The organism is Bradyrhizobium sp. P5_C11_2, assembly GCF_054049755.1.
In genome coordinates this window covers 1-14,668 of record NZ_JBFULT010000124.1, presented here as the reverse complement: position 1 = coordinate 14,668, position 14,668 = coordinate 1, and the positions used below count along the sequence as shown (strand labels likewise).

Sequence of the window (14,668 nt, the reverse complement as noted above, 5' to 3'; positions counted from 1 at the left end):
GAGCTCGACAAGATGGGCATCCCGGATGCCGACACCTATTTCAGCAAGGTCGTCTTCACCGGCAGTCACGAGAACGCGATGCTGGCGCTGGCGCAGGGCACGGTCGACGTCGCCGCCAACCAGTGGACCACCGACGACGATTCGACGCTGGCGCAGATGCTGACCAAGGGCATGCTGAAGAATGCCGACGGCTCGGCGATGAAGAAGGACGACTTCCGCATCATCCACAAGTCGGCGCCGATCATCAACGGCCCCTATGCCTACAACTCCGACCTGCCGGATGACGCCAAGGCGGCCATCGCCAAGGCCTTCTTCGACGCGCCGGCGAAGGACAAGGCGGCGTTCGATCGCCTCCAGGACGGCCAGAAGAAGGGTTTTAATCACGCCACCACCAAGGACTGGGATGGCACGATCGAGCTGATCAAGTTCGTCGATGCATTGCGCAAGAAGAAGGCGTCCTGAGCTTTTGGGACGAGCTACTCGAGCCGGGTCCCTGGACCCGGCTCTTTCTCTTTTGATCGACCACCTGCCTTGACCCCATGACCGTCGCGGTTTCGATTCTCCCCGAGCAGCAGCTGGCTGCGCTGAACGCCGCCTATGGCCAGGCGGTCGCGCGCAGGCGGCTCCGTCTTCTGCTCGGAGCTGTGGTGTTCGCCGCCGCGCTGCTTCTCGCCGCAGTCGGCGCGGAAGTGAATCTGCGCACGCTCTTCAACCATTTCGGCAATTTCCTCAGCTATTTCGACCGCATCTTCACGCTCGACAGCGGCCAGCGGGTCTGGACCGATGTCGGCGAGTGGCTGTGGGGCTGGCGCAAATGGCTGAAGATGCTGGGCGAGACGCTGCTGATCTCCTATGTCGGCACGCTGATCGGCGCGACCTTCGCCTTCGCCCTGAATTTTTTCGCGGCCGAGAATACCTCGCCGTCGTCCTGGCTGCGCTTCGTGGTGCGCCGCCTGCTCGAGTTCGCCCGCACCGTCCCCGGCATCGTCTTTGCGCTGATCTTCGTCATCGCCTTCGGGCTCGGGCCGATGGCCGGTGTGCTCGCGATCGCCATCCACTCCACCGGCGCGCTCGGAAAGCTGTTCTCGGAGATCGTCGAGAATGCCGACATGAAGCCGGTCGAGGGCATCCGCTCGACCGGGGCGAGCTGGCTGTCCTGCATGCGTTTCGCGGTCGTGCCGCAGGTGACGGCGGGCTACGCCAGCTACGCGCTGCTGCGCTTCGAGATCAACGTCCGCGAGGCCTCGGTGATGGGTTTCGTCGGTGCCGGCGGCATCGGCCAGGAGCTCGTCGTCGCCATCCGCAAGTTCTATTACTCCGACGTCAGCGCGATCCTGCTCACCATCATCATCACCGTCTTCGTCATCGACATCAGCACCGGCTGGCTGCGTGGCCGCCTGTTCGGCAAGGAGGCGCGGACGTGACGAAGCCGCAGGAACTCGATACCGCGCAGCTTCGCGCGCGCTATCCCGATGTGTTCGAGCGGCCGGCCTCGGCGCGGCTCGCGACGCCGGCGATGATCGTCGCGGCGTTCGCGATCCTGGTGTATGGCCTGGTCGACCTCGACTTCTCGCCGTCGCGCTTCTTTGCCGGCCTCAGCCAGCTCGGCTGGATCAGCCTGATGATGATCCCGCCGGATCCCGGCTCGTCGCTGCCGATCTATCTGAAGGCGCTCGGCGAGACGCTGTCGATCGCGCTGCTCGGCACCACGCTCGCCGCTCTGTTCGCGCTTCCGGTCAGCCTGTTTGCCGCGCGCAACATCATACCCTCGCCGATCCTGCGTTTTCCCGTGCGGCGGTTCCTGGATTCGATCCGTGGCGTCGATACGCTGATCTGGGCGCTCGTCTGGATCAACGTCGTGGGGCTCGGCCCCTTCGCCGGCGTGCTTGCGATTGCGGTATCGGATTTCGGCGCCTTCGGAAAACTGTTCTCGGAGGCGATCGAAGGCGCCGACCAGAAGCAGGTCGAGGGCATCCGCGCCTCCGGCGGCAGCCCGCTGCACGAGATCCGCTTCGGCCTGTTGCCGCAGGTACTGCCCGTCATCGCCGGCCAGGTGCTCTACTTCATTGAATCGAACACCCGCTCGGCCACCATCATCGGCATCGTCGGCGCCGGCGGCATCGGCCTCCAGCTCGCCGAGCAGATCCGCGTGCTGGAATGGCAAAAGGTGTCGTTCCTGATCCTGATGATCCTGGTCGCGGTCGCCGCGATCGATTTCATCTCGGGCAAGCTGCGGTTTGCGATCATTGGCCGGCGGGCTGTCGCCTGATCACCGATCTCGTAGGGTGGGCAAAGCGAAGCGTGCCCACCACTGCTGTTTAGATATCGCGGCGAGATGGTGGGCACGGCGCAAGTGCGCCTTTGCCCACCCTACGAGCCCTGCGTGGTCGCTCGCTCAGCCGTTCTCCACCAGAAACTCCACGCGCTCCGCGGCGAAGCGCGAGTGCTTGGTCACCAGCGGCTTGCCGTCCAGGTCGAGATCGGTCGCGTCGACCACCAGGATCGGCCGTCCCAGCGGCAGATCGAGCCGCGCGGCGTCGGTCGCATCGACGATGCCGGCGGTGATCCGGGTTGCGCCGCGGCGGTAGTCGCGGATGCCATAATGCTCCAGCATCTTCGTCATCGAGCGCGTCGCGGCGAATACAGTTCCTGCGCTTGGAAACAGTTCCGCTGACAGCCAGGTGGTGGAGACACAGATCGGGGTGCGGTCGGCGAGACGGATTGCCTCGATCCGCACCAGCGGTGCACCGATCTTCAGGCCGAGCTCTCGCGCCAGCTCGCGGGTCGCGACGTCGTCGGAGGCCTCGATCAACTGGCCGCGCGGTTCGCGGCCGCCGGCGCCGACGATCTCGGAGAAACGCGTGCGCGAGCGCAGCGGATAGGCGAGGCGCTGTGCCTCGACATAGGTTCCGCTGCCGCGCTCGGCCCGCACCAGGCCGCGCTCCGCAAGGGCAGCGAGTGCGCGCCGCACGGTGTGGCGGTTCACGCGATAGGTTTCCGCGATCTCCACCTCGCCAGGCAGCTTGTCGCCGGCGGCAAAGCGGCCGTCGGCGATGCCGCGCTCGATGCCGTCGGCGACCAGGCGCCACAGCGCGACGCCTGAAGAGGCGGTGTCCTGCATGCTCATATCGCTGGTCAGCCTAGCCCAGAAATCACACGTTTGTCACGAAACAGTCATGGCGCTTCCGTATCAAGTTGTCTATTATCATAGACAACTTGAATTCGGCAAGTTCTGTAGAAAAGTTCGGTGAAAGCGGTGACCCAGAACAACAACCAGCAAGCGCAGCGCAAGGCCGCGATGGCCGTGCTGGCGCATGCGGAGGCGGGCGAGATCGCCGCTCGCCTCCGCACTCTCGCTCTGCCCGGCCATCAGGATCTGCGCGCGCCGGAAAACGGCCTCGTCATGCTGCGCGGCAGGGTCGGCGGCGACGGCGCGCCGTTCAATCTGGGCGAGGCGACGGTGTCGCGCGCCGCCGTGCGGCTTGCGAGCGGCGAGGTCGGCTTCGGCTACACGCTCGGGCGCGACGGCGAGAAGGCGCGGCTGATCGCGCTGTGCGACGCGCTGGCGCAGTCGCGGGATTTCGGCGGGCTGGTGGAGCGCGACGTTATCGCGCCGTTGCGCGAGCAGCTTATGCTGCGCCGGAACCAGGCGGCGGCCGAGACCGCCGCGACGAAGGTTGATTTCTACACCATGGTGCGCGRTGAGGGTTGAGGCCATGACCACGATTGCGGAACTGCCGCCCGGATTCGTCGACAAGGTGCTGTCGGCGCAATCGACCTTTCGCTCGGTCATGGACGCGATGGCGCGGCCGGGCTCGGTCCAGCGCATCGTCCCGATGGCGGGAACCCCTGATACGATGATGCGCGGCACGGCCGCGATCGCGCTGACGCTGTTCGATCACGATACGCCGCTCTGGCTCGACGCGCGGATGTCGGAAAACACCGACGTGGTGAAGTGGCTGAAATTCCACACCGGCGCGCCGGTCATCCAGGACTCCTCGATCGCGAGCTTCGCGCTGATCAGCGACGGCGCCGCGCTGCCGGCGTTCGAGCGCTTCGCGCTCGGCACTAGCGAATATCCGGACCGTTCGACCACGGTGATCATTCAGGTCGAGAGCCTGGACGCAGGCCGCAGCTTCGAGCTGCGCGGCCCCGGCATCGACGGCGTCGCGACGCTCCAGGCCTCGATCAAGCCTTTCGACCTGTTCGAGCGTCTGCGCATCAACGAGGCGCTGTTTCCGCGCGGCATCGATCTGGTGCTGGTCGCGGATGACGCCGTGGTCGCGATCCCCCGCACCACGCGCGTCGTGAGCAAGGGAAGCTAGCCACATGTATGTCGCAGTCAAAGGCGGCGAACGCGCCATCGAGAACGCTCATCGCCTGCTGGCGCATGCGCGGCGCGGCGATCAAAGCGTTCCGGAAGTCTCGCTCGACCAGATTTCGGAGCAGCTTGGCCTCGCGGTCGATCGTGTCATGAGCGAGGGCTCGCTCTATGATCGCGAGCTCGCGGCGCTCGCGATCAAGCAGGCGCGCGGCGACCTGATCGAGGCGATCTTCCTGGTTCGCGCCTTCCGCGCCACGCTGCCGCGCTTCGGCGCGAGCGAGCCGGTCGACACCGGCGCGATGCGGGTGCGGCGGCGGGTGTCCTCGACCTTCAAGGACATTCCCGGCGGCCAGATCCTCGGGCCGACCTTCGACTATACCCATCGCCTGCTAGATCCGACGCTCGCCGAAGGCTTTGTGCCCGAGCAGCCGGCTACGGCAGAGGCTTCGACAGCGCCGACGCCGCGCGTGACCGACATTCTGGGGCGTGACGGACTGATCGAATCCTCGCCGCAAGCCGAGGACGGCGCCAGCGTCGGCGATCTCACCCGCGAGCCGCTGAATTTCCCGGCCGACCGCGACCTGCGCCTGCAGAATCTCGCGCGCGGTGACGAAGGGTTCTTGCTGGCGATGGGCTACTCCACCCAGCGCGGCTACGGCCGCAACCACCCTTTCGCCGGCGAGATTCGCTTCGGCGAGGTCGAGGTCGAATTCTTTGCGGAGGACGCAGGCTTCGCCGTGCCGCTCGGCGCGATCGAGCTCACCGAGTGCCAGATGGTCAACCAGTTCAAGGGGTCTGCGACGGAAGCGCCGTGCTTCACCCGGGGCTATGGCCTTGCCTTCGGCCAGAGCGAGCGCAAGACCATGTCGATGGCGCTGGTGGACCGTGCGCTGCGCGCCCGCGAATTGGGCGAGGAGGCCGTCGCGCCGGCGCAGGACGAGGAATTCGTGATGTCGCATTCCGACAATGTGCAGGCGACCGGCTTCGTCGAGCATCTGAAGCTGCCGCATTATGTCGACTTCCAGTCCGAGCTCGGCCTGTTGCGCAAGCTGCGTCAGGAGTTTGCCGAGGCCAATGCGCCCGATGCCATGAAGGAGGCCGCGGAATGAACGCGCCCGCCTACAACTTCGCCTATCTCGACGAACAGACCAAGCGGATGATCCGCCGCGCGATCCTCAAGGCGATCGCGATTCCCGGCTATCAGGTGCCGTTCGCCAGCCGCGAAATGCCGATGCCCTATGGCTGGGGCACCGGCGGCGTGCAGGTCACCGCCGCGATCCTGGGGCCTGAGGACGTGCTGAAGGTGATCGACCAGGGGTCCGACGACACCACCAACGCGATCTCGATCCGGAAATTCTTCGCCAAGACCGCCGGCGTCGCCACGACGACGGCGACGGAACAGGCAACCGTGATCCAGACCCGTCACCGCATCCCGGAGACGGCGCTGAGCGACAACCAGGTGCTGGTCTACCAGGTGCCGATCCCGGAGCCGCTGCGTTTCCTCGAGCCGCGCGAGACCGAGACGCGGCGCATGCACGCGCTCGCCGAATACGGCCTGATGCATGTCAAGCTCTACGAGGACAKCGCCCGCTTCGGCCATATCGCGACGGCCTACGCCTATCCGGTGAAGGTCAACGCGCGCTATGTGATGGATCCGTCGCCGACGCCGAAATTCGACAATCCCAAGATGGACAATTGCCCGGCGCTGCAGCTGTTCGGCGCCGGCCGCGAGAAGCGCATCTATGCGATCCCGCCCTACACGCAGGTGGTGTCGCTCGATTTCGAGGATCATCCGTTCGAGCCCTATCGCTTCAACGCGCCGTGCGCGCTGTGCGGCACCGAGAATTCCTATCTCGACGAGATCGTCACCGACGACAAGGGCAGTCGCATGTTCGTCTGCTCGGACACCGACTATTGCGAGGGACGTCAGGCCGCCGGTCATCATGGCAGCCTGAGTGCTGCGCCGTACAAGGAGAAGGCGCAGGAGAAGTCAAATGGCTGATCGAGACATGCTCGAGACCGATGAGCCGCTGCTGGTCGCAAAATTCCTCAGCAAATCCTATGGCCGCATCGCGGCGTGCCGCGACGTGTCGTTCTCGCTTTTTCCCGGCGAGGTGCTGGCGATTGTCGGCGAATCCGGTTCGGGCAAGTCGACGCTGCTCCAGCTGCTGTCGGGCCAGCTCGCGGCCAGCGGCGGGCATGTGTCGTATCGGATGCGCGACGGCGTCACCCGCGATCTCGCCACGCTTGGCGAGGCCGAGCGGCGCTTCCTGTTCCGCACCGATTGGGGCTTTGTGCACCAGGATCCTGCGCAGGGCCTGCGCATGGCGGTCTCGGCCGGCGCCAATGTCGGCGAGCGGCTGATGGCGGTGGGCTGGAACCACTACGGCCGCATTCGCGACACCGCGTCCGACTGGCTCACCCGTGTCGAGATCGACGTCGCGCGGATCGACGATGCGCCGCGCACCTATTCCGGCGGCATGCGCCAGCGCCTCCAGATCGCGCGCAACCTCGTCACCGAACCGCGGCTGGTGTTCATGGACGAGCCGACCGGCGGTCTCGACGTCTCCGTGCAGGCGCGCCTGCTCGATCTCTTGCGCAACCTCGTTTCCGAATTGCATCTCGCCGTGGTCATCGTTACGCATGATCTCGCGGTCGCGCGGCTGCTGTCGCATCGCGTGATGGTGATGAAGGGCGGCCGCGTCATCGAGACCGGGCTCACCGACCAGGTGCTCGACGATCCCCGCGAGCCCTACACCCAGCTCCTCGTTTCCTCGATTTTGCCGCCATGAGTTTTCCGATGACCGCCATGATCGAAATCGCCGACGCGAAAAAGACCTTTACGATGCACCTGCAAGGCGGCATCGAGCTGCCTGTCGTCAGCGGCGTGACCTTCCACGTCGACCCGGGCGAATGCGTCGTGCTGTCCGGTCCGTCCGGCGCCGGCAAGTCGTCGATCCTGAAGATGATCTTCGGCAACTATCGCTGCGACTCCGGCCGCATCGGCATCCGCCATCGCGGCGCGCTGATCGATCTTGCCACCGCCGAGCCGCGGCAGGTGCTCAATGTCCGCCGCGCGACCATCGGCTATGTCAGCCAGTTTCTGCGCGCGGTGCCGCGGGTTGCGACCATCGACGTCGTGGCCGAGCCCCTGATCGCCGGCGGCATGAGCCGGGCCGACGCGCAGGCGCGCGCGGGCGGCCTGCTGCATCGCCTCAACATCCCCGAGCGGCTGTGGCAGCTTCCGCCTGCGACCTTTTCCGGCGGCGAGCAGCAGCGCGTCAACATCGCGCGCGGCTTCATCCCGGACCTGCCGATCCTGCTGCTCGACGAGCCGACCGCTTCGCTCGACGCCGCCAATCGCGCTGTGGTGGTCGAGCTGATCGGCGAGAAGAAACGCCAGGGCGTCGCCATGGTCGCGATCGTCCATGACGACGAGATCCGCCATCTGATCGCCGACCGCATCGTCGACGTCGCCAGCTTTGCCGCCGCGGCCTGAAGGAAGACAAGGACATGTACGCCAAGCCGAAGGACATTGTGATCGCCAACGCCAGGATCGTTCTGGCCGACCGGGTGATCGAGCAGGGCTGGCTCGCGCTTGCGGATGGACGCATTGCCGAGATCGGCGAGGGCAAAGCCCCCGCGGGCGCCGAGGATGCCGGCGGCGATCTGATCATGCCTGGCCTGATCGAACTCCATACCGATCATCTCGAAGCGCATTACGTGCCGCGGCCGAAAGTTTTCTGGAACCCGGTCGCCGCCGTCGTGTCCTACGACGGCCAGCTCGCGACCTCGGGCATCACCACGGTGTTCGACTCGCTCCGGGTCTGGCGCGAGGACGGCGCCGAGGAAGTCGACGGCCGCGCCGGCACGTTGGCCGCCGCGATCACGACCGCGCGGGACGCCGATCTGCTGCGCGCCGATCACTTTCTGCACCTGCGCTGCGAAATCCCGATGCCGAGCGTGGTCGAGGAGGCCAGGGAGCTGGTCGGCCGTCCCGACGTGCGGCTGATGTCGCTGATGGACCACACGCCCGGTCAGCGCCAGTTCCGCGACGAGGGCAAGCTGCGCGACTATTACCGCGGCAAGAATGGTGGCAAGACCGACGCCGAGCTCGACGAGCTGTTCGCACGGCGTTTCGAATACCAGAAGGCCTATGCCGCGACCAACATGCGCGAGATCGTCGCGCTCGCGCATGGGTACAAGATCCCGCTCGCGAGCCATGACGACACCACCGAGGAAAACGTTGCGGACGCCGTGCGTGACGGCGTCGCGGTGGCGGAGTTTCCGACCACGATCGAGGCTGCGCGCGGCCTGCATCAGGCCGGCATCGATATCCTGATGGGTGCGCCGAACGTGGTGCGCGGCGGCTCGCACTCCGGCAACATCGCCGCGGTCGATCTCGCGCGCGAAGGCCTGCTCGACATCCTGTCGTCCGACTACATCCCGTCGAGCCTCCTGATGGGCGCGCTGCAATTGCCCGAGCATGTGCCGACGATCGATCTGCCCTCGGCGGTCCGCACCGTGACCAAGGCCCCGGCCGACGCGGTGGGGCTCTCCGACCGCGGTGAGGTCGCGGTCGGCAAGCGTGCCGATCTGATCCGCGTGCACGTCGCGGGCAGCGTTCCCGTCGTTCGCAGCGTCTGGCGCGAAGGAGGCCGTGTCGCATGAGCGAGACCGCGACCATGGCGCCCGGGCAGGCGGGCGCGATCGGGCCCGGGCGGCTCGTGCTCGTGGTCGGTCCGAGCGGCGCCGGCAAGGATACGCTGCTGCGGCTCGCGCAGGCGGCTTGCGTCGACGATCACGACATCGTCTTCCCGCGCCGTGTCGTGACGCGCGAGTCCTCCGCCGACGAGGACAACATTGCAATGAGTCCCGCCGAATTCCACCGCGGACGCGATCACGGCGATTTCGCCGTGCACTGGGAGGCGCATGGGCATTCCTACGCGCTGCCGCTCGAAATCAACGACGACATCCAGGCCGGGCGTGCGGTCGTCGCCAACGTCTCGCGCACCGTGATTGCCGCGCTGCGCCAGGCTTATGCCGACGTCGTCGTGGTCGCGATCACCGCGCCGCCGGACGTGCTGGCCCAGCGGCTCGCCGCGCGCGCCCGGCACAGCGACGGTAATATCGTGGAGCGCCTGTCGCGCAGCGTCGATGACGCAGCATCGCAGGCGGATGTCACCATTCTCAACGCCGGCAGCGCGGAGTACCACAGCCGCCAGCTCGTGCGCGTGATCAGGAACGAAGGCTGGCACGAGTAACGGCCGGCGCAACCAGGAGAGAGTGGAATGACGGTGATCGAAACGGTCGAACAGCTTGAAGCCATCTACGGCGCCACCAATGACGCCTCGACCGTGAAAGTCGCCGACCACGTCACGCCCCTCTACCGTATCTTCATCGAGAAGGCGCCGTTTGCGGCGCTCGCGACCATAGGGCCGGAGGGCATCGACTGCTCGCCGCGCGGCGATCTGCCCGGCTTCGTCCGCATTCACGATCCCAAGACGCTGATGCTGCCGGATCGCCGCGGCAACAACCGGGTCGATTCCCTGCGCAACATCGTGCGCGATCCGCGGGTGTCGCTGATGTTCCTGATCCCCGGCTCTGGCAACGCGGTCCGTGCCAACGGCCGCGCCCATCTCTCGATCGATCCCGAACTGCTGGCGTCCTTCAAGGTCGAAGGCAAGGCGCCGCGCAGCGTCATGGTGATGACGGTCGATGAGATCTACTTCCAATGCGCCCGCGCCATCGTCCGCTCCGATCTCTGGAATCCCGACAAGCGGGTCGATCCCAAGACGCTGCCGACGCCGGGGCAGATCCTCGCCGAGATGAGCGAGAACAAGGTGGGTGGTGCGGAATATGATCGCATCTGGCCGGAGCGGGCTGCTGCGACGATGTGGTGAGTGTCCCCGCTCTCTCGTCTCCCTCTCCCCGTTCTTACGGGGAGAGGGTTGGGGTGAGGGGCTGCTTCCGCAAACACGGTGACAGATGGACTCGCGGAGAGTCCGCCTCACCCGGATCCGCGCTGCGCGCGCATTCCGGCCTGTCCCCGCACGCGGGGAGAGGCGAAGGGTCCCATCAATTAAACGCCATCCCGCCGCTCAGCGCGATCGCCTGTCCGGTCATGTAGGCATTGTCGACCAGCAGCATCACGGCCTTCGCCACTTCCTCCGCGGTGCCGAAGCGGCCGAGTGGGATGCGGCTGACGAGTTGCTTCTGCCCGCTCATCATGTCGGTCTCGATCAGCGACGGCGCCACCGCGTTGACGGTGATGCCGTCCTTGACCAGCCGCGCCGCATAGCCGCGCGTGAGGCCCTCCATGCCGGCCTTGGATGCGTTGTAGTGCGGCCCGATCGCGCCGGCGCCGCGCGCGGCACCGGAGGAGATGTTGACGATGCGGCCCCATTTTCGCGCGCGCATCCCAGGCAGCACCGCCTGCGTGCACAGGAAGACGGATTTCAGGTTGACCAGGATGGTGCGGTCGAAATCGTCTTCGGTGAGATCGTCGACGCCGCGTGTGATGGCGATGCCGGCATTGTTGACGAGGATGTCGATGGGCCCGAGCCCGGCCGCGACGCGCTCGACCATCGCGGTCACGGCCTCGCGCTGCGACACGTCGGCGGCAACGGCCATCGCGCGGCCGCCGCGCTTGCCGATCTCGTCCGCCAGTTGCTCGGCCTGCCCGATCCGCTCGCGGCAGTTGATCGCCACCGCGGCGCCGGCTTCAGCCAGCGCGCGGCAGACCGCAGCGCCAATCCCGCGCGAGCCGCCGGTGACGAGCGCGGTGCGCCCCTTCAGATCATCCGCCATGTCCAGGCCTCCCTGTCATTTGTTCCATGTTGACCGGACAGTACCACGGCCAGCCCTGAGCTTGCGTTGAACTCATCGCGAGATGAATTCGTTTGCCGCTGCGTCCACCCGAAGAAGCGCCCATGCGCGCTCGCGGCAAATATGGATAGCCATTTCATTGACCAGTCGCGTTATTCGCTCGATATTCGAGGCATCGAAACTGCTCCTCGAGCCGAAGCCGCGATATGAGAACCGATCACCAGCGTCGTCCGGGCGACATGCATGAATGCATGACGCGGCGCTGTTTCYCGGCGGCCACCGGCGCCTGTTGTTGTTGCTGACCGCGCTGTAGCAGCACCTCACTCCGAAAATCCCAGACAGGAACGCCGAGAAATCCGGCGAGCGAGCAGTCATGTCCCAATCCCAGTCAAACGCCTACATCATCGAAATCCACGACCGCGCCGCCGGCATCATCACGCGCGATGAGCGCGGCTTCCGCTTCTTCTCCTCCGAGCGGCTGTTCGACAGCCTCGAAGGGCGACAGTTCCGCTCCGCGCGCGAAGCCGAGCGGGCCGCGCGCGCGGTGTTCTCCGAGCGGAGCCGGCGCACGAATTTGCAACTCTTCGCCAACTGACCCCACCGAAAGGACCGCGATATGATTACTCGACGACACATTCTCGCAACGACGCTCCTGCTTGCGACAGCCCTGGCTGCACCCGCGCACGCCGAGGACAAGCCGGCGGAAATCCGCATCGGCACGCAGAAGGGCGGCTTCTTCCCGGCGGTGCGCCAGCGTCAGACGCTGGAGGACGCTTTCAAGCCGCTCGGCATCGAGATCAAGTGGGTCGACTTCCAGTTCGGCCCGCCGTTGTTGGAGGCCATCAATGTCGGCAGCGTCGATTTCGGCTATGTCGGCGATTCCCCGCCGATCTTCGCGCAGGCCGGCGGCGCAAGAATCCGCTATGTTGCGGCGGTGAAGTCGGACGGCAATACCCAGGCCATCGTCGTGCCGAAGGACTCGCCGATCAAGACGCTGGCCGATCTCAAGGGCAAGCGCATCGCGTTCGGCAAGGGATCGAGCGCGCATAATCTTCTGGTCGCAGCTCTGGAGAAGGCAGGCCTGTCCTGGGCCGACATCACGCCGGCACCGCTCGCGCCGGCCGATGCGACGGCGGCCTTCGTGAAAGGCTCGGTTGATGCCTGGTCGATCTGGGATCCGTATCTGGCGCTCGCCGAACTGAAGGAGAACGCGCGCGTCATCGCCTTCGACAAGGACGTGCACAAGCCGAATGCGTTCTATATCGCCGGAACGGACTTCGTGGAGAAATATCCCGCGCTGGTCGCAAAGCTCAACACGGCCTTTGCGTCGGAAGGCGTGTGGGCGGATTCACATCACGAGGAGGTCGCGAAGGCGCAAGCCGAGGCGACCGGCGTCGACATCGAGGCAATCCGCCGCTTCGTCAACCGCTCCAACTATCGCGTGGTGCCGCTCGATGCGGAGGTGATCAAGAGCCARCAGGCGGTTGCCGACCGTTTTGCAAAGCTCGGCCTGATTCCGAAGCCGGTCAACGTCTCAGACATCGTCTGGAAGTGGACGCCGGGCTCTTGAGCTGAGCACGAACAATTTGTCGTCGTCATGCCCGGGCTTGTCCCGGGCATCCACGTTTCTTCCTTCCACGCGGCTAGACGTGGATGGCCGGGACATAGGCGAGCGGAGCGACGCCGTCCTTCGGACGGCTATGCCCGGCCATGACGCCGTGCAGGCACTCCTCTATCCAAGCCTTCAGCCCGTTAGTGCGGCCAAAAGTTCATCCGGGCGCTCCGCCATGATCATGTGGCCGGCGCCCGCCACCACGACCGTCTTTGCATGCGGGATTGCGGCGGCGAGCGCCTTGCCCGCCTTTGCCGGCGTCATCATGTCCCGTTCGCCGAGGACGAGCGTCGTCGGCACCTTCACGCTCGCGGCGGCGGTGAGCGCATTCGCGTAAGCATTGCATGCGGACAAATCCCTGAACAGCACGCCCGGCTCGCAACTCTTGAGCACGGCCTGCGCACCGCCATGCATCCACAGTCCCGGCGCGAGGCTGCCGCCGAGCTCGGCGTTGAAGCCGAGGCCCCAGATCGACACCATGTCGTTGGCATCCTGCGAGTTGGCTTCGGCGGCCTTCAGCAGATCCGGGCCGACCGTCATGGTCGCGGCGGTGCCGATCAGGCTCAGTGCCGAGACTTTTTCGGGGTGACGCGCCGCCGTCTCCAGCGAGATCAGCGATCCCATGGAGTGGCCAATCAGATGCGCTTTCGCAGCTCCTGCCGCATCGAGCAGCGCCGCAGTCCAATCCGCCATCTCGGCGATGCTTGCGAGCGAAGGCCCGGCCGAGCGGCCGTGGCCGGGCATATCAGGCGCCAGCACGGCAAAGCCGTGATGGGCGAACCAGCGCGTGTGCAGCGCCCAGGTCGAATGGTCGAAGCCGGCGCCATGGATGAAGACCACCGCGGGCAGGGACTTGTCGAATTCGCGGCCGCCGGTTGCGACAAACACCTCGGTGCCGTTGACGGAGAGCTTCATGGCTTAAACCTTTTGCGAGATGCGCAGCGCCTGGGCGAGATCGTCGATGATGTCGGAGGCGGTTTCGATCCCGACCGACAGCCGCACCAGCTCCTCACCGACGCCGGCGGCCTTGAGCTGCGCGGCGTCCATCTGCTGATGYGTGGTCGAAGCCGGGTGGATCACCAGCGTCTTGGCGTCGCCGACATTGGCGAGATGGCTGATCATGCGCAGCGCTTCGATGAACTTGCGCCCGGCGGGCCGCCCGCCCTTGATGCCGAACGAGACGATCGAGCCGGCGCCGCGCGGCAAGAGCTGCTTGGCAAGCTGGTAGTCCGTGTGGTCTTCAAGCGAGGGATGCAGCACCCAGTCCACCGCCTTGTTGGACTTCAGCGCTTCCAACACCAGATGCGTGTTCTGCATATGCCGGTCCATGCGGACGCCGAGCGTCTCGACGCCCTGAAGCAGCTGGAACGCGTTGGTCGGCGACAGGCAGGCGCCGAAATCGCGCAGGCCCTCGGTGCGCGCGCGCATGATGAAGGCCGCCGTGCCGAACTGCTCGTCGAAGACGATGCCGTGATAGCCGCCATAGGGCTCGGTCAGCACGCCGAACTTGCCGGAGCCGCGCCAGTCGAAACGGCCGCCGTCGACGATGGCGCCGCCGATCGCGATGCCGTGGCCGCCGATCCACTTTGTCGCCGAATGCATCACGATGTCGGCGCCGAGCTCGATGGGACGGCTGAGATAGGGCGTCGCAAAGGTGTTGTCGATCAGCAGCGGGATTTTTGCGTCATGCGCGATCTGAGCGACCTTCGGAATGTCCAGTACCTCCAGCCCGGGATTGCCGATGGTTTCGCCGATCACCAGCTTGGTGTTTGGCTTGATCGCCGCACGGAACGCGTCGTGGTCGCGCGGCTTGACGAAGGTGGTGGTGATGCCGAAGCGCGGCAGCGTGTGTGCCAGCAGGTTGATGGTGCCGCCATAGAGCGAGCTCGACGCCACGAGGTGGT

The 14,668-nt window shown here is 66.0% G+C and carries 18 protein-coding genes; 14 read left to right on the top strand and 4 right to left on the bottom strand.

The window, feature by feature from the left end; all coding sequences use genetic code 11:
* The 3 genes from ACXJL8_RS14690 to phnE (ACXJL8_RS14680) form a co-directional block, all read left to right on the top strand.
* The coding region (locus ACXJL8_RS14690; RefSeq protein ID WP_456685155.1) for a PhnD/SsuA/transferrin family substrate-binding protein at positions 1 to 462 on the top strand (462 nt) is incomplete at its 5' end.
* Between the two features lie 77 nt (positions 463 to 539).
* Positions 540 to 1,424, top strand: coding sequence for a phosphonate ABC transporter, permease protein PhnE (gene phnE / locus ACXJL8_RS14685; protein WP_456620570.1), 885 nt, complete (start codon positions 540 to 542; stop codon positions 1,422 to 1,424).
* Complete coding sequence (gene phnE / locus ACXJL8_RS14680) at positions 1,421 to 2,269, top strand: phosphonate ABC transporter, permease protein PhnE (RefSeq protein ID WP_456620569.1); 849 nt, start codon at positions 1,421 to 1,423, stop codon at positions 2,267 to 2,269. Before phnE (ACXJL8_RS14685) ends, phnE (ACXJL8_RS14680) begins: the two co-directional genes overlap by 4 nt.
* Before the next feature lie 126 nt (positions 2,270 to 2,395).
* Here phnE (ACXJL8_RS14680) and phnF read toward each other — a convergent pair whose 3' ends face one another.
* Positions 2,396 to 3,127 carry a phosphonate metabolism transcriptional regulator PhnF gene (gene phnF, locus ACXJL8_RS14675; RefSeq protein WP_456620568.1) on the bottom strand — a complete coding sequence of 244 codons (732 nt, stop codon included), beginning with the start codon at positions 3,125 to 3,127 and terminating at the stop codon, positions 2,396 to 2,398.
* A 171-nt stretch (positions 3,128 to 3,298) separates the two neighbouring features.
* Between phnF and phnG the strand changes: the two genes are divergently transcribed.
* Genes phnG through ACXJL8_RS14630 form a run of 9 tightly spaced genes read left to right on the top strand, consistent with a single transcriptional unit; the run spans position 3,299 to position 10,227 of the window.
* Positions 3,299 to 3,712, top strand: coding sequence for a phosphonate C-P lyase system protein PhnG (gene phnG, locus ACXJL8_RS14670; RefSeq protein WP_456685156.1), 414 nt, complete (start codon positions 3,299 to 3,301; stop codon positions 3,710 to 3,712).
* Positions 3,713 to 3,716: 4 nt separating this feature from the next.
* Positions 3,717 to 4,325 carry a phosphonate C-P lyase system protein PhnH gene (gene phnH / locus ACXJL8_RS14665; protein WP_456620567.1) on the top strand — a complete coding sequence of 203 codons (609 nt, stop codon included), beginning with the start codon at positions 3,717 to 3,719 and terminating at the stop codon, positions 4,323 to 4,325.
* A 4-nt stretch (positions 4,326 to 4,329) separates the two neighbouring features.
* Positions 4,330 to 5,433: a carbon-phosphorus lyase complex subunit PhnI gene (locus tag ACXJL8_RS14660; protein ID WP_456620566.1), complete on the top strand. Its 1,104-nt coding sequence runs from the start codon at positions 4,330 to 4,332 to the stop codon at positions 5,431 to 5,433.
* A complete protein-coding gene (locus ACXJL8_RS14655) occupies positions 5,430 to 6,326 on the top strand; it encodes an alpha-D-ribose 1-methylphosphonate 5-phosphate C-P-lyase PhnJ (protein WP_456685154.1) in 897 nt (298 codons plus the stop codon). Before ACXJL8_RS14660 ends, ACXJL8_RS14655 begins: the two co-directional genes overlap by 4 nt.
* Positions 6,319 to 7,116 carry a phosphonate C-P lyase system protein PhnK gene (gene phnK / locus ACXJL8_RS14650; protein WP_456620564.1) on the top strand — a complete coding sequence of 266 codons (798 nt, stop codon included), beginning with the start codon at positions 6,319 to 6,321 and terminating at the stop codon, positions 7,114 to 7,116. The genes ACXJL8_RS14655 and phnK overlap by 8 nt, the downstream gene beginning before the upstream one ends.
* An 8-nt stretch (positions 7,117 to 7,124) precedes the next feature.
* The gene (phnL, locus tag ACXJL8_RS14645; protein WP_456620563.1) at positions 7,125 to 7,823 is read left to right on the top strand and encodes a phosphonate C-P lyase system protein PhnL; all 699 of its coding nucleotides are present in this window, start codon (positions 7,125 to 7,127) and stop codon (positions 7,821 to 7,823) included.
* 14 nt (positions 7,824 to 7,837) lie between these two features.
* Positions 7,838 to 8,995: an alpha-D-ribose 1-methylphosphonate 5-triphosphate diphosphatase gene (locus tag ACXJL8_RS14640; RefSeq protein WP_456620562.1), complete on the top strand. Its 1,158-nt coding sequence runs from the start codon at positions 7,838 to 7,840 to the stop codon at positions 8,993 to 8,995.
* Complete coding sequence (gene phnN / locus ACXJL8_RS14635; protein ID WP_456620561.1) at positions 8,992 to 9,588, top strand: phosphonate metabolism protein/1,5-bisphosphokinase (PRPP-forming) PhnN; 597 nt, start codon at positions 8,992 to 8,994, stop codon at positions 9,586 to 9,588. The genes ACXJL8_RS14640 and phnN overlap by 4 nt, the downstream gene beginning before the upstream one ends.
* A gap of 27 nt (positions 9,589 to 9,615) precedes the next feature.
* Positions 9,616 to 10,227: a pyridoxamine 5'-phosphate oxidase family protein gene (locus tag ACXJL8_RS14630; protein ID WP_456620560.1), complete on the top strand. Its 612-nt coding sequence runs from the start codon at positions 9,616 to 9,618 to the stop codon at positions 10,225 to 10,227.
* 175 nt (positions 10,228 to 10,402) lie between these two features.
* Here ACXJL8_RS14630 and ACXJL8_RS14625 read toward each other — a convergent pair whose 3' ends face one another.
* On the bottom strand, positions 10,403 to 11,134 hold the full coding sequence (locus tag ACXJL8_RS14625; protein WP_456620559.1) for an SDR family NAD(P)-dependent oxidoreductase: 732 nt from the start codon (positions 11,132 to 11,134) through the stop codon (positions 10,403 to 10,405).
* A 391-nt stretch (positions 11,135 to 11,525) separates the two neighbouring features.
* Here ACXJL8_RS14625 and ACXJL8_RS14620 point away from each other — a divergent pair, with 391 nt between their 5' ends.
* Both ACXJL8_RS14620 and ACXJL8_RS14615 read left to right on the top strand, forming a co-directional pair.
* On the top strand, positions 11,526 to 11,747 hold the full coding sequence (locus ACXJL8_RS14620) for a hypothetical protein (protein WP_456620558.1): 222 nt from the start codon (positions 11,526 to 11,528) through the stop codon (positions 11,745 to 11,747).
* 21 nt (positions 11,748 to 11,768) lie between these two features.
* Positions 11,769 to 12,722: an aliphatic sulfonate ABC transporter substrate-binding protein gene (locus ACXJL8_RS14615; RefSeq protein WP_456620557.1), complete on the top strand. Its 954-nt coding sequence runs from the start codon at positions 11,769 to 11,771 to the stop codon at positions 12,720 to 12,722.
* A gap of 174 nt (positions 12,723 to 12,896) precedes the next feature.
* Here ACXJL8_RS14615 and ACXJL8_RS14610 read toward each other — a convergent pair whose 3' ends face one another.
* Together ACXJL8_RS14610 and ACXJL8_RS14605 are read right to left on the bottom strand one after the other, a co-directional pair.
* Positions 12,897 to 13,679, bottom strand: a complete 783-nt coding sequence (locus ACXJL8_RS14610; protein ID WP_456620556.1) for an alpha/beta fold hydrolase — start codon at positions 13,677 to 13,679, stop codon at positions 12,897 to 12,899.
* A gap of 3 nt (positions 13,680 to 13,682) precedes the next feature.
* Positions 13,683 to 14,668: aminotransferase class V-fold PLP-dependent enzyme (locus ACXJL8_RS14605; protein WP_456685153.1), on the bottom strand; the 986-nt coding region annotated here is incomplete at its 5' end.